Raw genomic sequence first — 22,272 nt, 5'->3', positions numbered from 1 at the left:
ATTCCCCTCTTGTTCTCTCCCTACTCTCTTTTTATCGTAGATCAACAAGAATTTTTATAATTTTTAGATTATTCTTTCTATAACTTCCTATCTCAAATTATAGAAGGGAGAAGATAGTATGTCAAAATACTTTTTATAGAAAATTCAGATAAATTACCCAACAAATAAAAGCAGGTGTGAAAGTCTTTTTGAACTTCCGCACCTGCTTTTTTAATAACACTTTATCACGTTAATATAATATTGTTAATTTTTCTTCGGAAGTTCAATCGCCGGAGAAGACGAGTTTCCACCGTTAAAATAGTCAGGAACATTTCCGGGAATAACGGTGCCTCCGACCGGGATTGTAGCCGTAACGGTTGTTTTTTTAGTTGCAAATGGGATAATGATTTGCATGTTTACTTTTACTTTGATAGATACTTCAAGAAACGCATTATTTATTCCATACTCCTCGATTTTTCGCACTACGTCTGTTTGAACATCACCAATAGCATGAAATTTAACCGGAATCAGCGGACCTAGATTTCCAAGCAGCGCATTATTAGTCGCTTGCCCAAGCGGAACTTGGTATACAATTCCTTGATTCCGCAACTTTTCACTTTTTTCAATACGAATATCTGTTGGAAGTTCAAGTGCATCTAAATTCCCTTTCTCTGCTTCTTTTAAGTTAGCCTGGACAAATGACGTAGTTTGAGCTCTAACCCGATTTACAAGCGCTGTGTCAATTTTAGCTACTTGACCGTTAGGTGTAGATTCCACTTTAATAACATCTACGTCCAATTGATCAAGTACCTGTTTATTCACCGCTTTATTAATAACTAAAGTTGCAATCTCTTTTGTTTGTGCTTCAGCATATTTCATTAACGTCGGTTCAATCCCTCTATTAATTAGCCATAATCCTACCCCTGTAGAAAGCATAAAAAAAAGAAAGGTGAGCAACAGAACGTAACGAAAAGGAAGCGGGCCTTTTCTTGTTAATTTCCGACGAAGTTTAACCAAAAAAAATCCCTCCTTACAAGCTATATGTATGCATGTATAAGGAGGTTCACGCTTCTTTTAAAAAGTTTTATCTTAAATTCTCGACTATATTAAAGCATTTTCAATAAAGCATCTTTGCCAATTGTTCCTTTAAAAATCCCTCTTTTTTCAGCTTCAAGCGTTACAGATTCAAGAGGCGCTTCAAGAAGCTGCTCAATTGTACGTACACCTACAGCTCTTCCAGCTATTATTTGACGATCAGCTAATTTATCATTTAATAGACCTACGTCTAGTGCTCCGCACATAATGTAACCTTTATCTGATGAGATTGTTAACAGAGTTGTTTTTGGCAGCAATACGGTAACTGCATTAAACGTATGACCTTCAATTACGATAGGCGCTAAGGTAATCATAGTAACTCACTCCTTTCTTAATCAATTTATGATTTTGAAAGAAAAAAGTGAGGTTTTACATATACTTTTCTACCTATTTGACGTTTATATTCCTTCTTCCTTATTTATATAAACTTTTATAGGACTCAGTGCTAAAATTCATTAAAAAAATCTAATTGTTTAGGAGCTAAATTCTCATATTCAATATTTAATAAACTCATGAGCTGTTTGGCATTATGTACAGCATCTCCGCCCGAGTTATTATTAAATAACAGGTAAATGTCCTTCGTTTGTTTTTGCAGCTTTTCAAGCCGTTCTTTCCACTCTAGGAGCTCTTTTTCATTGTAACGATACAAAAACCTTACTGCTCGCCAATTGCCTTCTGCGGGCTTATTCCAACCGTGTACGTTTCGTCCGTGAAAACGGATAAGTGTTTTCTGTTTATCTGTAGCATGAATCACAATAGGAATAGAGCCTTCTCCTGCCTGCGGTTCATCACAAATACCGTGAATCCACTTCTCTTGTTCCATAAATGTCAGCGTTTTATCGTAGAAAAATGGCTTAAACCAAGATTGATTTCGAAACTCAAGCGCTACTGGCAAATCGCCAAACTTCTCGCGGCTATATCTCAAATAGGCTACATTTTCTTTTGTACAGTCAAACCAGGGCGGCATTTGAAATAAAATCATACCAAGTTTATTCGATGTTACGTAAGGCTTCACTGATTCTAAAAACGCATGAAACATTTCTTCTTTGCTATCAAACGGATTTCCTTCTCTCATATGCCCTGTCATACCTTGATAGGCTTTTACCACAAAACGAAAAGATTCCGGTGTATCGTTCACCCATTTTTCTACATTTGATGTTGGTTGAATTGCATAAAAAGATGAATCGACTTCAACAATTGGAAAATGGCCTGCATATACGGCAAGCTTGTCTCTTGATGAAACCCCCGCTTCATATAATGAATCATGATCTCCCCAGCCTGTAACTCCAATATAAATCATGCCACTCCTCCTCTATGTTCTTAGCTTCGCTTTTCTTTATTTTAATACAAACGATACAAAAAAACTCGTTTGCATAAACAGCAAACGAGTTTTGATCTATTATTAACCGATTGAACCTTCCATTTCAAATTTGATTAGACGGTTCATTTCTACTGCATATTCCATTGGAAGCTCTTTTGTAAATGGCTCAATAAAGCCCATTACAATCATTTCTGTTGCTTCTTCTTCAGAAATACCGCGGCTCATTAGATAGAATAATTGTTCTTCAGATACTTTCGATACCTTCGCTTCATGCTCAAGTGAGATGTTGTCATTTAAAATCTCATTGTACGGAATTGTATCAGAAGTTGATTGATTATCCATAATCAGCGTATCACACTCAATGTTCGCACGTGCACCTTCTGCTTTACGGCCGAAGTGTACGATACCGCGGTATGTTACTTTACCGCCTTGTTTTGAAATTGATTTTGATACGATCGTTGAAGATGTGTTCGGTGCTAAGTGAATCATTTTTGCACCAGCATCTTGGTGCTGTCCTTTACCAGCAAGGGCAATAGATAATGTCATACCACGTGCACCTTCACCTTTTAAGATAACAGCTGGATATTTCATTGTTAACTTAGAACCGATGTTTCCATCAATCCATTCCATTGTTGCGTTTGCTTCACAAACCGCGCGTTTTGTTACAAGGTTGTATACGTTGTTCGCCCAGTTTTGAATTGTTGTATAGCGGCAATACGCATCTTTTTTGATGATGATCTCTACAACGGCACTGTGAAGAGAGTTTGTTGTATAAACAGGTGCTGTACAGCCCTCTACATAGTGAACGTGTGAGCCTTCATCAGCAATAATTAACGTACGCTCAAACTGTCCCATATTTTCAGAGTTAATACGGAAATAAGCTTGTAATGGTGTATCTACTTTTACGCCTTTTGGTACGTAAATGAATGATCCACCAGACCAAACCGCCGAGTTAAGTGCAGAGAATTTGTTATCCGTTGGCGGGATAACTTTTCCAAAATGCTCACGGAAAATATCTTCGTTTTCTTTTAGCGCCGTATCCGTATCTTTAAATACGATACCTTGTGCTTCAAGATCTTCTTTCATATTGTGATAAACAACTTCAGATTCGTACTGAGCTGATACACCCGCAAGATACTTTTGCTCTGCTTCAGGAATACCTAGTTTATCAAACGTTTGTTTAATTTCTTCAGGAACTTCATCCCAAGAGCGTTCAGACTTCTCAGATGGTTTTACGTAGTACGTAATTTCATCAAAGTCTAAGCTTGCCATGTCTCCGCCCCATTGTGGCATTGGCATGTTGTAGAAGTGCTCTAGAGATTTCAAACGGAAGTCAAGCATCCATTGTGGTTCCTCTTTCATACGAGAAATTTCTTCTACGATTTCTTTCGTTAAACCGCGTTTTGAGCGGAAAATTGATACGTCTTTATCGGAAAATCCATATTTATAATCGCCGATTTCTGGCATTTTTTTAGCCATCTTTTATTACCCCCTACTTGATAGGATTGGGAATGAATGAAGGTCTTATTTTTGTTCGTTAAGACCTTTTTCCATCGCTTTCCACGCTAGTGTTGCACATTTAATACGCGCAGGAAATTTTGCTACACCTTGAAGTGCTTCAATATCTCCTAAATCTATACTATCATCATACTCTTTACCTTGCATCATGTCAGAGAAGATATGGGCCATTTTAAACGCTTTGTCTACTTCTTGACCTTTAATTGCTTGTGTCATCATTGAAGCTGATGACATTGAAATTGAACATCCTTCACCTTCGAACTTTGCATCCACCACTTTGCCGTCCTCTACTTTTAAAGAAAGTTCAATGCGGTCTCCACACGTCGGATTATTCATATGAATGTTCACAGTATCTTCATTCAATGTTCCACGATTACGCGGATTTTTATAATGGTCCATAATTACTTGACGATAGAGAGTATCTAAATTATTAAAAGCCATTTGTAAAATACTCCTTCGTTTTTATTAATGATGATACCAATTTATCTACTTCTTCTTCCGTGTTATACAAATAGAAGCTTGCACGTGCAGTAGAAGATACGTTTAAATATTTCATCAGCGGCTGCGCACAGTGATGACCTGCACGAATCGCAATTCCATCAGCGTCTACTACTGTTGCAACGTCATGCGGATGCACATCTTCAATATTAAACGTCACAACACCCGCTCGCTCTTTCGGTCCGTAAATCGTAATTCCATCTACTTGCGATAAGCGATCCAGTGCATACTGCGCTAACTTGTGCTCATGTGCTTGAATATTATTTAAACCAACTTCTTCTAAGAAATCAATCGCTGCACCTAAACCAATTGCACCTGCAATGATTGGCGTACCTCCTTCAAATTTCCAAGGAAGCTCTTTCCACGTTGATTCGTATAGGTTTACGAAGTCAATCATTTCGCCGCCAAACTCGATTGGTTCCATTTTTTCAAGAAGCTCTTTCTTTCCATAAAGAGCCCCGATTCCAGTCGGTCCGCCCATTTTATGTCCAGAGAAAGCAAAGAAATCACAGTCTAAATCTTGTACATCCACCTTCATATGAGGCGTACTTTGCGCACCATCCACAACCATTACTGCACCGTTAGCATGTGCAATTTCTGCAATCTCTTTTACTGGGTTAATTGTGCCCAATACGTTAGATACTTGCATAATCGATACAATTTTGGTGTTGGATGTAATCGTGCTTTTTACCTCTTCTAGTGAAAGTGCATGATCTTCTGTTAATGAAATATATTTTAACGTTGCACCTGTTTCCTTGGCAACTTGCTGCCAAGGAATGATGTTGCTGTGATGCTCCATATAAGTAATCACAATTTCATCACCAGGTTTGAGATTAGCACGGCCATAGCTTGCAGCTACTGTATTAAGAGCTGTCGTTGTACCGCGCGTAAAAATAATCTCTTCCGTTGATTTTGCATTAATAAACTTACGAACCTTTTCACGAGCACCTTCGTATCCGTCTGTTGCTCTTGTACCAAGCGTGTGAACACCTCGGTGTACGTTTGAGTTATATTCTTTATAATACTTCTCAATTGCTTCAATTACAGCAAGCGGCTTTTGTGAAGTTGCTGCACTGTCTAAATAAACGAGTGGGCTGCCATTTACCTCTTGGTCTAAAATAGGAAATTGTTTACGAATATCAGAGATATTCATTATCGAACTTTCCTTTCAATTAAATCTGTTAATTGCTTTTTAACCGTTTCGATTGGCAACTCGTTTACAACTGGTGCTAAGAACCCGTGGATAACTAGACGTTCTGCTTCTGTCTGCGGAATACCGCGGCTCATTAAGTAGTAAAGCTGAATTGGATCTACGCGTCCAACAGATGCAGCGTGTCCTGCTGTTACATCGTCTTCATCAATTAGAAGAATTGGGTTTGCGTCTCCACGTGCTTTTTCACTTAACATTAACACACGAGATTCTTGCTCAGCGTTTGATTTAGACGCACCGTGTTCAATTTTACCGATACCGTTAAAGATTGAAGACGCGCTTTCTTTCATAACGCCGTGTTTTAAAATGTAGCCTTCAGAATGTTTTCCAAAATGTACGATACTTGTTGTTAAGTTTTGAGACTGCTCTCCACGTCCAACTGTTACCGTTTTTGTATCTCCATATGAACCGTCGCCCATTAGATACGTTGTATTTTCTGAAACTGTATTTCCTTCACTCATTAAGCCTAAAGCCCACTCAATGCGACCATCTTTGCCCGCTACGCCGCGGCGGTTCACATAAGTAGTTGTGCCTTTAGCTAAGTAGTCAACAGCTCCAAACGTTACTTTTGCATTGCTGTTAGCGAATACTTCCGTCACGATATTGACAACACCGTTTGACTCTTCAGCAGTCGCAATGTAGTTTTCTACATATGTTACTGAGCTGTTGTCTTCAGCTACAACAATCACATGGTTGAATAAAGCTGCTTCTTCATCTTCACGGACAAATACAGCTTGAAGCGGCTCTTGTATTTCTACATTTTTAGGAACATATACAAATACACCGCCGTTTAATAACGCTGCGTTTAATGCAGTTAAACGGTGCTCATCTACTTTAACTCCGTCTTTCATGAAGTACTTCTCAACAAGGTCGCTATGCTCTTTAGCGGCTGTTTGAATATCTGTGAAGATAACGCCCTGAGACTTTAGCTCTTCTGTTAAAGTTGAGTATGCAGCTGTTTGGTCACGCTGAACATATAGATTTTTAACAGCTTCTGTATCAATCAATGCTTTAACCACTTCTGGAAGCTCGTCTACAGATGAGATTGTGCTTGCCTGTGAAGTGTGCTTGTCAAAAGCAGTAAAATTCCATTTCGAAATGTTTGTTTTATCTGGCTTTGGAAGTGCAAGATCTTCTGCTTTTGCAAGAGCTTGTAAGCGAAGATCTAACAGCCAACTTGGTTCATTAGCTTCTTTTGAAAAGCTGCTGATGTACTCTTGATCAAATGGTAATTTCGTATCAATAGTCATAGAGATCCTCCTAACTCTTAAGCTTCTTGCTCTACAGTTTCGTCTTCAATACCTAATTCTTGTTTGATCCAGTCATAACCTTCTGCTTCTAGACGCTGTGCTAATTCTGGTCCGCCTGATTTTACAACGCGACCTTGCATCATAACGTGAACTTTATCTGGTGTAATGTAGTTTAATAAACGTTGGTAGTGAGTAATCATTAAGCAACCGAACTCGCTGCCGCGCAGTTCATTAATACCTTTTGATACAACTTTTAACGCATCGATATCTAATCCAGAGTCGATTTCATCTAAAATTGCAATTCCTGGTTGAAGCATCATTAATTGAAGAATTTCGTTACGCTTCTTCTCACCGCCAGAGAAACCTTCATTTAGGTAACGCTGTGCCATGTCTTGATCCATTTCTAAGAAATCCATGTTTTTGTCTAATTGACGGATAAATTTCATTAGTGAAATTTCTTCGCCTTCTTCACGACGAGCATTGATTGCTGAACGTAGGAAGTCTGCATTTGTTACACCGCTGATTTCACTTGGATATTGCATCGCTAGGAATAGACCTGCACGAGCGCGCTCATCTACTTCCATCTCAAGTACATCTTCGCCGTCTAGCGTGATGCTTCCTTGTGTAACCTCGTATTTAGGATGTCCCATGATTGCTGAAGATAATGTTGATTTACCAGTACCGTTTGGTCCCATGATTGCATGGATTTCGCCGCCCTTAACTTCTAAATTAACACCTTTTAAAATTTCTTTACCTTCAATTGCAACATGAAGATCTTTAATTGTTAAAGTTGACCCTGCCATATTAAAACCTCCAGTTATAGACGTATATAGTAAAAAACGATATACCTATATCTTTTTAATTATTCTCATTTTATTCTCATTACAATCTTATAACAAATGAAAACTTATAGCAACCTTTTGACCCAAAAGGTTTTAAACCATTATGTACATTTTTCAAGACTAAATCCACTCATAAAAAAGTTGCCTTAAAAGACTCCATAGAGCCTTCTAAGACAAGCTTTTTTACCCTCTTTATTTACTTAGTGCGTGTGGCTAGTCAGTTCTGAAATACACTCTTGGACAAGCGTAACGGACTGACTCATCGCTGCGCCTCCGCCAAATGCTGCTGACACTCCGCATGCTTCTAAAATTTCTTGTTCAGTTGCACCTTGATCAATGCAGCCTTTTGTATGATAAATCATACAGTACTCGTCTTGAGCTACTACGCTGATTCCTAACGCGATTAACTGCTTTTCTTTTTTAGAAAGAGAACCTTCTCCAAAACATGCTTCAGTAAACGCATTAAACGTTTTTGTTACTTCCGGCAATTTTTCGCTAAATTTCCCAACACCCATTTTATAATCATGAAGTGCTTGCTCAGTTGAATGACGTGCCTCTTGCTGCATAACGTCAGCTCCCATCATCAGTAAAGTTTTCACGGTTAGTATGCGTGAGAAAAATAAGAGTTATTCGTTTTCCCGCATACAAAAAAAGCACTTGCCCAGAGTGGGCAAGCGCTTTTCTTCTATTATTTATTTACCGGCAGTACTCCGCCTTTGTATTTTTCTTTAATGTAGTCCTGAATTTCTTTAGAGTGAAGAACTTTTACTAAAGCTTTCACCGTATCTTTATTTTCGTCGCCTTTGTGAACCGTAATAATGTTTGCATAAGGGTTATTTTCCTTGCTTTCAACTGCGATTGGATCTTTTACTGGATCTAAACCAGCATCGATAGCATAGTTAGCATTGATAACAACAGCGTCACCTTCATTGTTTTTGTACATTTGAGGTAACAATCCGCCTTCAACATCGGCTTTAAATTTTAAATTTTTAGGGTTTTCTACAATATCTTTAATTTGTGCATCTATTTTCTTTACGCCTGGCTTTAATTTGATCACGCCAGCTTTTTCAAAAATCGACAATATACGTCCTTGCTCTGCTACCGCATCACGCATAATAACTGTACCGTTTTTCGGAAGATCTTTTAAGCTTTTGTATTTTTTAGAGTAGATACCAATTGGTTCAATATGAATGGCACCGGCACTTACGAAATCATACCCTTTTTCACCCTTGTGATCTTTTAATACTGAATTCATATAAGGAACATGCTGGAAGTAGTTTGCATCAATTTCATTGTTTGCAAGAGCTGTGTTCGGTAAGATGTAATCTTGGAATTTTTTAATTTCTAAGTCAATTCCTTGTTTTTCTAAAATCGGTTTTGCTTGTTCTAAAATTTCAGCATGAGGCGTATTAGATGCACCCACGACAATTTTCTTTTCATCTTTTGATCCATTGTTAGATCCACACGCAGCTAATCCTACTACTAGTGCAGATGTTAATGCTAAAGCCGAAAGCCATTTTTTCATAATAAATAATCCTCCCTTTATCTTTTATCAATTTTTGCAGTAATCGCATCCCCAATAAGTTGGATAATAAATACAATAATCAAAATTAAGATTGTAGCGGCTAGCGTTACGTCATTATGACTGCGCTGGAATCCTTCTAAATATGCAAGGTTTCCAAGACCTCCAGCTCCAATCACACCCGCCATTGCCGTATAGCCGACTAATGCAATCGTCGTTACCGTCAAACCAGAAATTAAAGCTGGCAGCGATTCAGGTAACAGCACTTTAAAGATAATAGTACTTGTTGTTGCTCCCATTGATTTAGCAGCTTCAATAACACCTTTATCAATTTCACGCAGACCAATTTCTACAAGACGCGCATAAAATGGTGCTGCTCCAACAATTAAAGCAGGTAACGCTGCATTAGCACCTAAAATACTTCCTACCAATGCTTTGGTAAATGGAATCAGTAAAACAATTAAAATAATGAATGGAATGGAACGAAAGATATTTACAACTGCTGACACAATGGCATATAAAGGTTTGTTTTGCCAAAGCTGTCCTTTGGACGTTAAAAATAAAAGCAAGCCCAATAAAATACCTAGAACAAACGTGGCTATAACTGAAATAGCCGTCATATATAGTGTTTCATTTGTCGCTTGAATAAAATCATCTAAAATAACATTTGGAAATAGTTTCTCAAGCATTTGTCATTACCTCCACTTCTACCTGCTGCTCATGAATGTATGCAATGACTTTTTCAACTTCTGTTAATTCTCCGTCTAAATGAACGAACAACGTTCCGTATGAACCTGTTTGTGTATGAGAAATCTTTCCTTGCAAAATATTAATCGTTACATCAAACTGTTTTAAAATCGTTGTAATGAGCGGTTGCTCTGCTTTTCCGCCAACAAACGTCAGCTGAATAATTTGCCCGCTTGGATATAACTCCTGTACTTGTTCAATTGTTTCAAACGTTTCTTCTGGTTCAGAAATCTGTTGAACGAATCGTTTTGTAATCGGCTGCTTAGGTTTTCGGAACACTTCTAGCACTTGCCCTTCTTCTACCACTGCTCCATTTTCCATAACAGCTACCCGATGACAAATTTTACGAATAACGTGCATTTCATGAGTAATCAATACAATGGTTAACCCTAGCTTCTCATTAATATCTACTAACAGATCTAAAATGGAATCTGTCGTTTGAGGATCAAGCGCTGATGTTGCTTCATCACACAGCAATACTTTTGGGTTATTGGCTAGCGCTCGAGCAATACCAACACGCTGCTTTTGTCCACCGCTAAGCTGTGATGGATAAGCATTTTCACGCCCTTCAAGCCCGACTAGCTTGATAAGCTCGTCTACTTTTTTCATTCTTTTTTCTTTTGAGATCCCTGCTATTTCTAACGGAAAGGCAATATTTTCTCGCACCGTACGCGACCACAAGATATTAAAGTGCTGAAACACCATACTAATTTCTTGTCTAGCTTTTCTGAGTTTTCCGCCTTTAATTTTTCCAATATCATTACCTGCTACTTCGACCGTTCCTGTCGTTGGTGTTTCTAACCCGTTTAGCAAGCGAATTAAAGAACTTTTCCCCGCTCCGCTATAACCAATAATTCCGTAAATTTCACCTTGATTAACGGTTAGATTCACATTATCAACAGCTGTTACTTGACCGCTTTTAGCCTGATAAATTTTTGTAACGTCTGTTAATGTAATCATATTTCTTCACCTTCTTTAGTAAAAACTTAATTATGTTAGATTGCCCTATAGGATGAAAAAGCCGTAAAACAATTTTCCCCATCAAAAAAGCCTCTCTGCGCATGACAGAAAGGCTCTATATTTAATCCTTTCTCTCATCTTTCAAAGCGCATAGCTTTGCAGGAATTGGCACCATTTCAGTTAGTCTGACGGTTGCCGGGTTTCACAGGGCTCAGTCCCTCCACCTCTCTTGATAAGAGTTCGCAACAATTATTTTGTTTTTGGGAAATATTCATTCATTTATGAACATTCATGAGTGTGATTTTAGCATGTGTCAGATAGGCTGTCAACAGATTTTGTTCTTGGGATAATATCCCAATATTTCAACAGCCCCAACGGTTTGCTCTCTTTCAATTTCTTCATTTTAAACAAACGTTTGATTATCGAAGCTCTTCAAGTACGTGCTCGATGGAATGAAACGCATAGAGTTTTTTTACCATTTCGCCATTTTTCACTTCAATCAAACAAGGTACACTTTCAATTGAAAATACTTCTGCTTTTGAAGGCATATAATTTAAATTGCTCATTCCGATGGTCACACCGGGCAGCATCGCTTCTGCTACGGTTAACATTTTTTTTGCCAGCTGACATGTCCCGCAAAAAGGTGTATGGAAAAAGATAAACGCTCTTTGTCCTTCTTTTAACTGATCGTCAAGCTGTTTTTCGCTCCATTCTTGCATGTTGCTCATTCCTTTTATGTTAAAAATTCTGCATTAACATCGATATTGGCACTCAGTAATACTGTTGCTATGTGATGTCTAGGGGCGGCAGCAACCTCTCGGTACATTTTATCAATATATAGATGCTCTGCTTCCGGAAGCTCTCGTTTAAATTGTTTTCTTAGCTTATTCCCTGAATCATCAGAGTCAACGAGTATGTATACCTCTTTGTTAAACGTAAAGTCAATAATTTCATCCAGCTTTGATAAACTAATCGTACCGTTTGTACAAATAATTTCAATTGGTTCTCGAATGATATCTTGGATACGTTTTTTATCTGATTTTCCTTCAACAATAATTACTTTTTCAATTTCAATTAGCCCCATTTTCATCACCCATAATCGTCAGTTGTATAGTAACATCATTTCTTTATGCTATACAATATTCGTTAATGTATCACAGTTCACCTGTTTTTTAAAAGAAATTTGCAAGAAAGAACTGTTTTAAAAGGCAGCTTAAGCCATATTGTTTCCATAAAACAAGAAAAACAGCGGCAGTTGCCACTGTTTAGCACCATCCTGCTTCTTCGTCGCAGTCTGTATATTTTTGCGTTTCACCTTGCTTTTGTACATCCGTATATTGGTAGAACTTATTATTTTCTTGCGAATATCCTTCTTCAAAGCGGTATTCATTGCCGCTTGTTCCGTAACTAACTTCACCAATTGGCTGCTTATCAACATATAATTTCATGCCGCCGTCATGAAATTTAGCTGTAACGCGATCTGTAACGTCCATTTTTTGTTTTTCAAACATAAAAAGACACTCCTTTAGCTTGTTTACTAATAGAGTGTCCAGTCAAAAACTTTTCATAAAGACAATTTATGGAGGAATATTATCCTTCGTTTGTCATTTCTTCGTATTGCTCTGCTGTCATTAGCTTGTCTACTTGAGAAGCATCAGACGGTTTGATTGTAATCATCCATGCTTCTTCGTATGGAGATTCATTAACAAGTTCAGGGCTATCGCTTAAGTTATCGTTTACTGCTACAACTTCACCGCTAATTGGTGCGTAAAGCTCAGAAACTGTTTTTACTGATTCAACGCTGCCAAACGGCTCGTCAGCTTCTACTGTTGCTCCTACTTCTGGCAGTTCAACGAATACGATGTCGCCAAGCTCAGCTTGAGCGAAATGTGTAATACCTACACGGACAACGTCTCCTTCTGTTTTTACCCATTCATGCTCTTCAGAATAACGCAAATCTTTTGGTGTACTCATCTTAATCCCTCCAAAATATGTATCTTAATTTGTTTATATAAAAAGCGCCTTCAACGTGGAGAACACTTTCTACAACCTAAAATAACTTCCTATTAACAGTGTAACGTAAAAGGTAAAAATTTTCTATTTGAAAACTTACTTCCACACGTCCTCAAACTGCTCTTCTTTGAAGCCAAGCGTTACTTTTTGTCCATCTGTTAGCAGCGGACGCTTAATTAACATGCCATCTGACGCAAGAATAGACAGCAGTTCGTCTTTACTCGCACTGCTTACTTTATCTTTAAGCCCTAATTCGCGATACTTTTTACCGCTTGTATTAAAGAATTTTTTTAATTCTAAGCCGCTGTTCTGATAATAAGACTGCAGTTGCTCTTTTGTTGGCGGGTTTTCTACAATATGAATTTCTTCATATGCTACTCCGTTATCATCCAGCCACTTTTTTGCTTTTCGGCACGTACCACACTTTGGATATGAATAAAAAAATAATGACATTTCGTCAACCACCCTTTATTTTAAGCTTTTTTCGTATTTTAACACATCCTTTATCATTTACCTAGATAGAGGCTTCTTAAACAAAAAGAAGCTCGCGAAGCGAGCTCCTTTTTCCCTTAAACTGTGAACTTCTCTACTTCTAGAAGTGTTTTTGCAATCTCGCGCTTTACGCTAATCACATTGATTGGTGTATAGCGCGTTAACTTGCGAAGAGACGAAAGCATGACTCTAAGCGTATCACCTTGTTCAACGCCAATTAACGTTTCTTTTGCATCTGCTTCAATTCGATTAAATGCTTCTTGGCAAAATACTTGCGTATATTTTACTTTCAAGCTGTTTTGATCTGCACCTGTTTTGGAAATCGCTTTTTCAGTACGTAAAACAGTGGATTCCATTGCATATACGTTACTAATCATATCGGAAATATTAACGAGAATTTCTTGTTCTTTCTCTAATTCTTTGCCATACTTTTGTGCAGCTAGACCTAAAAGCAAGAGCGCAATTTTCTTTCCATTTTGCACAAGCATTTTTTCTTGATCTAACGGCTCATTGCCTACTTCCTGCGGCATAAGCATCATCAATTCTTCTTGAAGCGTTTGTGCTTTTTGAAGCAGCGGAAGCTCTCCTTTTAGCGCTTTGCGTAAATACGTGCCTGGTACTAAGAGACGATTAATTTCATTTGTCCCTTCAAAAATACGGTTAATGCGGGAATCGCGATACAAGCGCTCGATTTCATACTCACTCATAAAACCATAGCCTCCGTGAAGCTGCACCCCTTCATCTACGATGTAGTCAAGAGATTCCGTGGCAAACACTTTGTTTAATGAGCATTCAATAGCATATTCAGCAATGGAAGCGGCAATTTGTTTTCCGTCTTTTTGCTGTTCTTCTGAAAGCTGGCCCATATGGTCTTCAAAAAGTCCTACCGTACGATAGACGGAGCTTTCAGTTGCGTACAATTTAGAAGCCATTGTTGCTAACTTTTCTTGGGTTAATGAAAATTTAGCAATGGGCGTTTTAAACTGCTGACGCTGGTTAACATATTGAGACGTAATTTCTAACGCACGTTTACCTGCTCCAACTGCTCCAACCCCAAGCTTATAGCGCCCAATATTTAAAATGTTAAACGCAATCACATGACCTTTTCCAATTTCACCCAACACGTTTTCTTTTGGAACAAGCGCATCTTCAAGAATCAACGTTCTTGTTGATGAACTCTTGATTCCCATCTTCTTCTCTTCCGGTCCAACCGAAACGCCTGGGAATTCTCGTTCAACGATAAAAGCAGAAAATTTATCGCCGTCGATTTTCGCATACACCACGAACACATCAGCAAATCCGGCATTCGTAATCCACTGTTTTTCTCCATTTAACACATAGTGTGTACCTTCTGCATTAAGGCGAGCTGTTGTTCGAGCACCCAGGGCATCGGAACCAGAACCAGGTTCTGTTAACGCATATGCTGCTATTTTTTCCCCAACTGCTAAAGCAGGTAAATATGCTTGCTTTTGCTCTTCTGTTCCAAATAAGACGATTGGCAATGACCCAATTCCTACGTGAGCACCATGAGTGATGGAAAATCCGCCTGCTCGAGACATTTTTTCAGCAATTAAAGCCGAGGTAATCTTATCTAAACCGAGTCCACCGTATTCTTCCGGTACATCTGCACCAAGTAAACCTAATTCACCAGCTTGTTTTAATAACTTTACAGAACGGTCAAACTCATGCTTTTCTAAATATTCCACTTGTGGAAGGACTTCATTTTCTACAAATTCATCTGTCGTCTTGGCAATCATCTTTTGTTCAGATGTATAATCCTCCGGCGTGTAGACGCGGCTTGCATCGCCTTCTTCAATTAAAAAGCTTCCACCTTTAATCATTTGTTTTGTTTTATTTGACATGTTCATATCCCCCTTTGAAATGATTATGCTAACAATTCAAATACACCAGCAGCTCCCATTCCTCCGCCAATACACATCGTGACAATTCCAAACTGCTCATTTCGACGCTGCATTTCGTGCATTAAGCTAAGAGTCAGCTTAGCTCCGGTACAGCCTAATGGATGACCTAAGGCAATAGCGCCTCCGTTTACATTTACTTTATCTTCATTAATATTTAATTCACGAATAACGCCAAGTGCTTGAGAAGCAAATGCTTCATTTAATTCAAACAATCCGATATCAGAAAGCTCCAGCCCTGCTAGTTTAAGAGCTTTAGGAATGGCAGCTATCGGGCCAATCCCCATTACTTCAGGCGGAACTCCTCCAACTGCAAATGAGCGAAACTTAAGCAAAGGCTTTAACCCTTCTGCTTCAGCTTGCTCTTTATCCATTAGAAAAACGGATGCAGCTCCGTCACTTGTCTGCGAAGAGTTTCCAGCTGTTACGGATCCTTTAACCGAAAAAGCTGGACGAAGTTTTCCTAATACATCCGCAGTTGTGCCAGGACGAACTCCTTCATCTTGAGAGAACATCAGTTTTTGTTCACGGAGCTTATTGTTTTCATCCACTTTTCGAAGCGTCACTTCCACCGGAACAATTTCGTCGTTAAACTTCCCTTCTTGAAGTGCTTTTGCTGCTTTTTGATGGCTGCGTACAGCAAACGCATCCTGGTCTTCACGTGAAATGCCGTATTTCATCGCTACTTGTTCTGCTGTATGTCCCATGCCCATATAATATTCCGGCGCATTTTCAACCAGCTGAACATTTGGACGCGCTACGTTTCCAAACATCGGAACAAAGCTCATTGATTCTGCTCCTCCAGCTAACACGGCTTTGGCTTGCCCTAGCATAATTCGTTCTGCACCGTAGGCAATACTTTGCAAACCTGATGAACAATAACGATTAATCGTTATTGCTGGCACCGTATAAGGCAAACCCGCAAGAGCGCCAATATTTCGAGCCATATTCAAACCTTGTTCTGCTTCAGGCATCGCACAACCAATAATTAAATCATCAATTGGTCCTTCGTATCCGCCTGCTCGGCGAAGAGTTTCTTTAACCGCAATGGCTCCCAAATCATCAGGCCTAACACTTGCCAGTGAACCTTTTTTTGCTTTTCCAACCGGTGTCCTAGCACCTGCTACAATAACTGCTTCTCTCATTTTTTCTCCCCCTTAATTACGCAGTGGTTTTCCTTTAACTAACATGTGCTGCATACGTTCTTGAGACTTCGCTTCTCCAACAAGGCTTAAAAACGCTTCTCTCTCTAAGTCCAGCAAATACTCTTCATCAACTTCCGAACCAAACGCTACACGTCCTCCGGCTAACACAAATGCTAACTTACTAGCAATTTTATAATCATGTTCTGATATATATCCTGAATACTTCATGGATTGAGCTCCTAGCAGCAACGTTGCATATCCTGTTTCTCCAACCACAGGAATTTTAGTTCTTACAGGCGGTTTATAGCCCGTGTCATGTAAAGCAAGGACTGAGTTCTTCGCATCATTCAGCAAGTGATCTCCGTTTACGCTGATGCCATCATGGCGGTTTAAAAAGTTTAGCTGTCTAGCTTCTGCAGCAGAAGCAGATACTTTTGCAGTAGCAATTGTTTCAAATGTTTTATTGGCAATTTGCTGAAGATCGAGCGTTACACCGTTAGGTAAACCATTTAGCTGTTTGATATAAAGCTCCTTATTACCTCCTCCACCAGGAATGAGTCCGACTCCTACTTCTACAAGGCCCATGTAAGTTTCAGCAGAAGCTTGAATTTTAGCTGACGGTAAGCAAATTTCTGCTCCGCCTCCAAGAGTCATCGCAAATGGAGCTGCAACAACCGGCTTTTCATTGTATTTCACCTTCATCATTGCCTGTTGAAATTGTTTAATGACAAATTCAATTTCAAAATAATTGTCATCTTGCGCTTCCATTAAAATCATAGCTAAGTTAGCGCCAACGCAGAAATTTTTCCCTTGATTTCCTATGACCAGCCCTTTATAGTTCTTATTCACTTCTTCAAGAGACTGATTTAATAAACTAATAATATCTAGCCCGATTGCATTGTTAGGAGAGGTGAACTGCAGGCACGCCACATCATCTCCTAAATCAATTAAGCTCGCTCCGCTGTTTTCTAAAATGACATTATTTTGAGAACGTAAAGATGACAGGTGAATCACCTTTTTATTTTCTTTTACCGCTTTATACTCTTCATCTTCGTAGTAAAGCGTTTGACCTTCCATTTCTTTATAGAAGCTTGTAAATCCATTTTCCTGCATTTGTTTTACCCACTGCGGAACTGCTAAACCAGACTGCTCCATCTTCTCAATTGACTTTTCTAAACCAATTGCATCCCATGTCTCAAAAGGACCCATTTTCCAGCCAAATCCCCACTTCATAGCTTGATCAACGGCCACGATATCGTCGGCGATTTCATTTTTTAACTGTGCTGCATATACAAGAACGGGACTGATCACATTCCAAAGAAGCTGTCCGGCACGATCATCAGAATATATAAGCGCTTTCATTTTATTTTGCAGCCCTTTTGCCTGCTTGCTTAATTCGGTAGAAGCTGTTTTTAACTTCTTTCTCTCGACGTATTGAAGTGTACTAGGATCAAGTTCCAAAATTTCCTTTCCTTTCTTCAAAAAGAAGCCTTGCCCTGACTTGCTTCCCAGCCAGCCATTTTCCTGCATCTGTTTCATAAATAAAGGGACATCGAACACTTCTTTTTCTTTGCCTTCTACTTTGTCAAATACATTATTGGCCACATGAATAAATGTGTCTAGACCCACTACGTCTAGTGTTCGAAACGTTGCGCTTTTTGGTCTTCCAATTAAGGGGCCCGTCACAGAGTCGACTTCTCCCACGCTGTAATTGCCTTTTAACATTTCTTGAACGGTCACAAGTAAACCGTACGTACCGATACGGTTGGCGATAAAGTTAGGCGTATCTTTTGCAATAACTACTCCTTTACCTAATACATCTTCACCAAACGTTTTCATATATTCAACAATTTCTGATTTTGTGTCATGAGTTGGAATGATTTCTAATAACTTTAAATAACGCGGTGGATTAAAAAAGTGCGTTCCTAGAAAATGCGCTTTAAAATCATCTGAGCGTCCTTTAGCCATTTCGTGGATCGATATTCCTGAAGTATTTGAACTTACGATACTTCCTTTTTTTCGTACACTGTCAATTCTTTCAAACAACTGCTGTTTAATATCAAGACGTTCCACTACTACTTCAATAATCCAATCACACTCGCTTAACTGCTGTAAATGATCTTCAAGATTTCCTGGCGTAATTAACGATAGTGATGACTTCGACGTTAAAGGTGCCGGTTTTTGCTTCGTTAATTTAGCTAGAGCAGTTGTACTCAACCGATTTCTCACTTGCCTATCTTCAAGCGTTAGCTGTTTTTTTTCCTCGTCTGCTGTTAATGAAGTTGGAACCACGTCTAGCAAAAGCGTTGGAATTCCTACATTTGCTAAATGAGCTGCAATTCCAGAGCCCATAACTCCTGAACCTAAAACGGCGGCTTTTTTTATGTTCATAATTATCCCCACATCCCCTTTAATATATTGAATGAATGGTCATTCATTTTATGCGTAAAAAAAGAGAGTCACTGTTAATCTCTGTTTTTACTATAAAACATTTTTTAAATTTTCGCAATATATTCACAATATTATCTCTAACTATTTTTGATGTGTTTGGTTATCTTAATACACAGGAGGTGATTTTGTGAGCAAATTAAAGAAGGATCCATCGTCAGCAGGCGTAAGCGCAGCAAGCGTAAAAGGAAATGCTGGACCGGTTAATGAACCGCACGGCCGCGGCAAAAAGACATCTCAAAACCAACAGTACACAAAGCATAACACTCAAGGACATTAACCTCAAAATCGAACATGAGTAATCGAATCATGTTCGATTTTTGATTATTTCTTACTTTGTCATCACGACCATTTCATTATTATTTTTTTACGATTCCTTTTAAGACAAATGCGACATTTGCAGGTCTTTCTGCAAGGCGCCTCATAAAGTAGCCATACCAGTCCGTACCATAAGGAACGTACACTCTCATTTTATATTGTTCTGCTACGAGCTGAACTTGCCTTTCTGATCGAATGCCGTATAGCATCTGAAATTCAAATTGATTCATTGAAATTCCATGCTTTTTAACAAACTCTTTTGCATACTGAATGATTCGTTCATCGTGAGTAGCAACTGCTGTGTAGTGACCGTTTAATAAGTGGAGCCCAATTATGTTTTTGAAGTTTTCGTCTACGTCTTCTTTATCAGGAAACGCCACGTCTGCTGCTTCTTTGTACGCCCCTTTCACTAACCTTAATTTAGGAGCATAAGCATCTAATTCACGGATGTCACTTTCTGTTCGATATAAGTATGCTTGAAGCACCGTCCCTACGTGTTCATACTCATTTTTTAATTGTTTAAATAGCTTAATCGTCTTGCTGCATCGCTTATAGTCCTCCATATCAATCGTCACAAATACGCTATATTTTTCCGCTTCTTCAAGAATACGCCGCATATGATGAAGTGCCAAATCTTCTGAAATATCCAGTCCCATAGACGTTAATTTTAAAGAAATTTCTGAATCTAACCTTTCTTTGTGTATAAGGTGAATGGCCTTTATGCATTGAGCTGCGGCATGATCAACTTCAGCTTCACTTTCCACAAACTCGCCAAGATAATCAATCGTTACTTTTAATCCCTGTTCATTTAGCTTTTTTATCACACTAACAGCTTCATCGATGGTTTCCCCTGCAACAAAACGTGCTGCTCCAAAACGTAAGCCATAGCGCTTAGCCAGCTTTGTTAACTTTTTGCTTTTTGATAACAATAAAAAAAAGTTTTTTATCGTTTGTTCCAAAGCAACCCCCCGCCTTCACTTGTCATACGCCTCACAAAATTTATTTAATTATCATTAATTTTACCATTTTCCAAACTAGATAGGCACCCTTTATTAACATATGCACACAAAAACCAAAAGCGACCGAGAGCTTTTGGATAAAAAAACATCCATCAGCTTCGTGATGAATGTTTTTATTCTGGTTTTCGCCGTGACGCTCGATGCGCTTCATTCAGCTCTTTGATTTCCTTTACAATCTCGACCATTTCCGCTTTTGCTTCCGGATATAATTGATTCCAATGCTTTGTTAAAGGCGGCATAGATTTTGAGATATGGTTGTAAAGTACCCACATTTTTACTTTTTCCTGCAGCTGTTCGTCACTTTGACCAACCATTAGTTCCGTATACTTTTCAATTAAACCGTCGAATTGCTCTTGAAAGGTTTTACTCATGCACAATCACTCCTTTCTTTGGTTTACAAATAACCGGACACGTTTGACAATAAGTCTTTTTAGCTCCTGTTTGGTAAGATAAACAGCACGTTTGCCGAACCCTTATCTCCTGCTTTTGCTTCTCTAAATATGAAGGAGGTGAACTGTACCGAGCAAGCGGATTATGATGGTATGAGCCAAAGTGATGACCCTCAGCTTCTTCCAACACATATCGTAAATTCTTTTGCACTTGCACATTTTCTATTTCTTCATTTGCTAAAAGCAAATTATAAAGCCAGTGGATATAAACAGCTACGTTTTCCCACAGCGTCAGCTTCGAGATTTTTGTCACTTTACGCAGTGATGACCATATCCGCTCAATGTGATGAGCAAACAATTCATCAAGAAGTTCATCAAGAAGAATTTTCCGATTGTCCTCTGTTACTTCTTTCGTCTCAATTTCTGAGATGAACACTTTTGGGAGCCACATCGTTTCAGCGTCTTCTGTATGCAACGAAACATTTTTAGTCGATGCGTTTATCTTTTTTTGAAACACAATAAATGAATACAAAGCCGCCACCACAACAAAGCTATACCGCTTCGCTAACATGGAAGCAGCTGCTCTCAAGTTATCAGCCTCCATCGTCTGTTGAATCCATAGCAGCTGCACCCTCAGCGTGCTTTCGTCCATGCAGCTGGAGGGAGACAATCTATACAGCGAGTTATCTTCAAACGTACAGCGGAATTTTTCTGCTAACTCGCTTTGCTCTTTCTTATTGAGCATGCTGCGTTTCAACGCGCAACTTATTCACAATACATCGTCCGCGCCCATGAGGAATACAAAGAGGCGTTCCAAATAACGGATCCACCGTCACTTCACAGTTCATATTAAAGACTCGCTGTACTAAATCGCAGTTAATGACTTCTTCTGGTCTTCCCTGTGCATAGATTTTTTTATCTTGAAGCGCCACAATATGATGAGCATAGCGGCAGGCTAAGTTTAAATCATGCAGCACCATTACGATGGTACGATTTTCTTTTTCATTCAGTTCAAACAACAAGTCCAAGATCTCAATTTGATGCGTCATATCTAAATACGTTGTCGGTTCATCAAGTAAAATAATATCCGTATCTTGTGCTAATGTCATAGCAATCCATGCGCGCTGACGCTGTCCTCCAGAAAGCGAATCAACTTGACGATCAGCCAAGTCTGCTAACCCTGTTGCTTCGAGTGCATTTTGTACTTTTTCTTCATCTTCTTGAGACCACTGACGGAACCAATTTTGATACGGATAGCGCCCTTGTTTAACAAGCTGAAGCACTGTCAGCCCTTCAGGTGCAACAGGACCTTGCGGAAGAATTGCTAGCTGCTTTGCAATTTCCTTGGTAGGAAGAGAGGAAATTTTAGAGCCTTCTAGTAAAATAGAGCCGGCATGTGGCTTTAATAATCTTGCTAGTGAACGCAGCAGCGTAGATTTTCCGCATCCATTACTGCCGATAAAAACCGTAATCTCACCCTTTGGGATGGTAACGTCAAGCTCATCTATAATCATCGCTTCTCCATATGATAATGTTAGCGATTTTGTTTCTAACGAATGCATGCGAATCGCTCCTTCTACAAAGAAT

The 22,272-nt window shown here is 38.9% G+C and carries 25 protein-coding genes and 1 riboswitch; of the genes, 1 reads left to right on the top strand and 24 read right to left on the bottom strand.

Annotation, left to right across the window (positions count from 1 at the left end; genetic code table 11):
- Nucleotides 1-243: 243 nt before the first annotated feature.
- From yunB to POF52_RS19740, 20 genes are all read right to left on the bottom strand, one after another.
- On the bottom strand, nucleotides 244-996 hold the full coding sequence (yunB, locus tag POF52_RS19835) for a sporulation protein YunB (RefSeq protein WP_013085335.1): 753 nt from the start codon (nucleotides 994-996) through the stop codon (nucleotides 244-246).
- 89 nt (nucleotides 997-1,085) lie between these two features.
- Nucleotides 1,086-1,388 (bottom strand): YunC family protein, encoded by a 303-nt coding sequence (locus POF52_RS19830; protein ID WP_013059641.1) that lies wholly within the window; start codon nucleotides 1,386-1,388, stop codon nucleotides 1,086-1,088.
- Nucleotides 1,389-1,519: 131 nt separating this feature from the next.
- Nucleotides 1,520-2,374: a DUF72 domain-containing protein gene (locus tag POF52_RS19825; RefSeq protein ID WP_013059642.1), complete on the bottom strand. Its 855-nt coding sequence runs from the start codon at nucleotides 2,372-2,374 to the stop codon at nucleotides 1,520-1,522.
- 102 nt (nucleotides 2,375-2,476) lie between these two features.
- Nucleotides 2,477-3,874 (bottom strand): Fe-S cluster assembly protein SufB, encoded by a 1,398-nt coding sequence (gene sufB, locus POF52_RS19820; protein ID WP_013059643.1) that lies wholly within the window; start codon nucleotides 3,872-3,874, stop codon nucleotides 2,477-2,479.
- A 45-nt stretch (nucleotides 3,875-3,919) separates the two neighbouring features.
- Nucleotides 3,920-4,354 carry a Fe-S cluster assembly sulfur transfer protein SufU gene (gene sufU / locus POF52_RS19815; RefSeq protein ID WP_013085338.1) on the bottom strand — a complete coding sequence of 145 codons (435 nt, stop codon included), beginning with the start codon at nucleotides 4,352-4,354 and terminating at the stop codon, nucleotides 3,920-3,922.
- Complete coding sequence (locus POF52_RS19810) at nucleotides 4,344-5,564, bottom strand: cysteine desulfurase (protein ID WP_074896357.1); 1,221 nt, start codon at nucleotides 5,562-5,564, stop codon at nucleotides 4,344-4,346. Before POF52_RS19810 ends, sufU begins: the two co-directional genes overlap by 11 nt.
- Nucleotides 5,564-6,871, bottom strand: a complete 1,308-nt coding sequence (gene sufD, locus POF52_RS19805; protein ID WP_034648489.1) for a Fe-S cluster assembly protein SufD — start codon at nucleotides 6,869-6,871, stop codon at nucleotides 5,564-5,566. Before sufD ends, POF52_RS19810 begins: the two co-directional genes overlap by 1 nt.
- A 17-nt stretch (nucleotides 6,872-6,888) precedes the next feature.
- Nucleotides 6,889-7,674 (bottom strand): Fe-S cluster assembly ATPase SufC, encoded by a 786-nt coding sequence (sufC, locus tag POF52_RS19800; protein WP_013059647.1) that lies wholly within the window; start codon nucleotides 7,672-7,674, stop codon nucleotides 6,889-6,891.
- Between the two features lie 239 nt (nucleotides 7,675-7,913).
- Entirely contained in the window at nucleotides 7,914-8,279 is a 366-nt protein-coding gene (locus tag POF52_RS19795; RefSeq protein WP_013059648.1) for a carboxymuconolactone decarboxylase family protein, read from the bottom strand.
- A gap of 122 nt (nucleotides 8,280-8,401) precedes the next feature.
- Nucleotides 8,402-9,238, bottom strand: a complete 837-nt coding sequence (locus POF52_RS19790; RefSeq protein ID WP_013059649.1) for a MetQ/NlpA family ABC transporter substrate-binding protein — start codon at nucleotides 9,236-9,238, stop codon at nucleotides 8,402-8,404.
- Between the two features lie 17 nt (nucleotides 9,239-9,255).
- Complete coding sequence (locus tag POF52_RS19785; RefSeq protein ID WP_013085342.1) at nucleotides 9,256-9,924, bottom strand: methionine ABC transporter permease; 669 nt, start codon at nucleotides 9,922-9,924, stop codon at nucleotides 9,256-9,258.
- On the bottom strand, nucleotides 9,917-10,942 hold the full coding sequence (locus POF52_RS19780) for a methionine ABC transporter ATP-binding protein (protein WP_176585274.1): 1,026 nt from the start codon (nucleotides 10,940-10,942) through the stop codon (nucleotides 9,917-9,919). Before POF52_RS19780 ends, POF52_RS19785 begins: the two co-directional genes overlap by 8 nt.
- 131 nt (nucleotides 10,943-11,073) lie before the next feature.
- Nucleotides 11,074-11,181, bottom strand: a riboswitch (SAM riboswitch).
- 180 nt (nucleotides 11,182-11,361) lie between these two features.
- Nucleotides 11,362-11,661 carry a thioredoxin family protein gene (locus POF52_RS19775; protein WP_013059652.1) on the bottom strand — a complete coding sequence of 100 codons (300 nt, stop codon included), beginning with the start codon at nucleotides 11,659-11,661 and terminating at the stop codon, nucleotides 11,362-11,364.
- A gap of 14 nt (nucleotides 11,662-11,675) precedes the next feature.
- A complete protein-coding gene (locus POF52_RS19770) occupies nucleotides 11,676-12,026 on the bottom strand; it encodes a toprim domain-containing protein (RefSeq protein ID WP_013059653.1) in 351 nt (116 codons plus the stop codon).
- Between the two features lie 181 nt (nucleotides 12,027-12,207).
- Nucleotides 12,208-12,453, bottom strand: a complete 246-nt coding sequence (locus tag POF52_RS19765) for a YusG family protein (protein ID WP_013059654.1) — start codon at nucleotides 12,451-12,453, stop codon at nucleotides 12,208-12,210.
- Nucleotides 12,454-12,532: 79 nt separating this feature from the next.
- A complete protein-coding gene (gcvH, locus tag POF52_RS19760; RefSeq protein ID WP_013059655.1) occupies nucleotides 12,533-12,916 on the bottom strand; it encodes a glycine cleavage system protein GcvH in 384 nt (127 codons plus the stop codon).
- A gap of 135 nt (nucleotides 12,917-13,051) precedes the next feature.
- Nucleotides 13,052-13,408 carry an arsenate reductase family protein gene (locus POF52_RS19755; protein WP_271994277.1) on the bottom strand — a complete coding sequence of 119 codons (357 nt, stop codon included), beginning with the start codon at nucleotides 13,406-13,408 and terminating at the stop codon, nucleotides 13,052-13,054.
- Between the two features lie 116 nt (nucleotides 13,409-13,524).
- Complete coding sequence (locus POF52_RS19750; protein ID WP_013085347.1) at nucleotides 13,525-15,309, bottom strand: acyl-CoA dehydrogenase family protein; 1,785 nt, start codon at nucleotides 15,307-15,309, stop codon at nucleotides 13,525-13,527.
- 23 nt (nucleotides 15,310-15,332) lie between these two features.
- Nucleotides 15,333-16,511 (bottom strand): acetyl-CoA C-acetyltransferase, encoded by a 1,179-nt coding sequence (locus tag POF52_RS19745; protein WP_028409611.1) that lies wholly within the window; start codon nucleotides 16,509-16,511, stop codon nucleotides 15,333-15,335.
- A gap of 12 nt (nucleotides 16,512-16,523) precedes the next feature.
- On the bottom strand, nucleotides 16,524-18,905 hold the full coding sequence (locus POF52_RS19740) for a 3-hydroxyacyl-CoA dehydrogenase/enoyl-CoA hydratase family protein (RefSeq protein WP_271994353.1): 2,382 nt from the start codon (nucleotides 18,903-18,905) through the stop codon (nucleotides 16,524-16,526).
- A gap of 184 nt (nucleotides 18,906-19,089) precedes the next feature.
- On the opposite strand from POF52_RS19740, the gene POF52_RS19735 reads away from it, so the two are divergent.
- Nucleotides 19,090-19,239 (top strand): YuzL family protein, encoded by a 150-nt coding sequence (locus POF52_RS19735; protein WP_013059660.1) that lies wholly within the window; start codon nucleotides 19,090-19,092, stop codon nucleotides 19,237-19,239.
- Between the two features lie 79 nt (nucleotides 19,240-19,318).
- On the opposite strand, the gene POF52_RS19730 is transcribed toward POF52_RS19735, so the two are convergent.
- The 4 genes from POF52_RS19730 to POF52_RS19715 form a co-directional block, all read right to left on the bottom strand.
- Nucleotides 19,319-20,236 carry a proline dehydrogenase family protein gene (locus tag POF52_RS19730; RefSeq protein ID WP_176585270.1) on the bottom strand — a complete coding sequence of 306 codons (918 nt, stop codon included), beginning with the start codon at nucleotides 20,234-20,236 and terminating at the stop codon, nucleotides 19,319-19,321.
- Between the two features lie 173 nt (nucleotides 20,237-20,409).
- Nucleotides 20,410-20,667 (bottom strand): YusU family protein, encoded by a 258-nt coding sequence (locus tag POF52_RS19725; RefSeq protein ID WP_271994272.1) that lies wholly within the window; start codon nucleotides 20,665-20,667, stop codon nucleotides 20,410-20,412.
- Nucleotides 20,660-21,430: an IucA/IucC family C-terminal-domain containing protein gene (locus POF52_RS19720; protein ID WP_271994270.1), complete on the bottom strand. Its 771-nt coding sequence runs from the start codon at nucleotides 21,428-21,430 to the stop codon at nucleotides 20,660-20,662. The genes POF52_RS19725 and POF52_RS19720 overlap by 8 nt, the downstream gene beginning before the upstream one ends.
- On the bottom strand, nucleotides 21,420-22,247 hold the full coding sequence (locus POF52_RS19715) for an ABC transporter ATP-binding protein (RefSeq protein WP_013059664.1): 828 nt from the start codon (nucleotides 22,245-22,247) through the stop codon (nucleotides 21,420-21,422). The genes POF52_RS19720 and POF52_RS19715 overlap by 11 nt, the downstream gene beginning before the upstream one ends.
- Nucleotides 22,248-22,272 lie beyond the last annotated feature (25 nt).

The organism is Priestia sp. AB, from assembly GCF_028369225.1.
Taxonomy (GTDB): domain Bacteria; phylum Bacillota; class Bacilli; order Bacillales; family Bacillaceae_H; genus Priestia; species Priestia megaterium.
The sequence above is the reverse complement of the archived record's forward strand: the minus strand, read 5'-3'. Positions and strand labels throughout refer to the sequence as shown.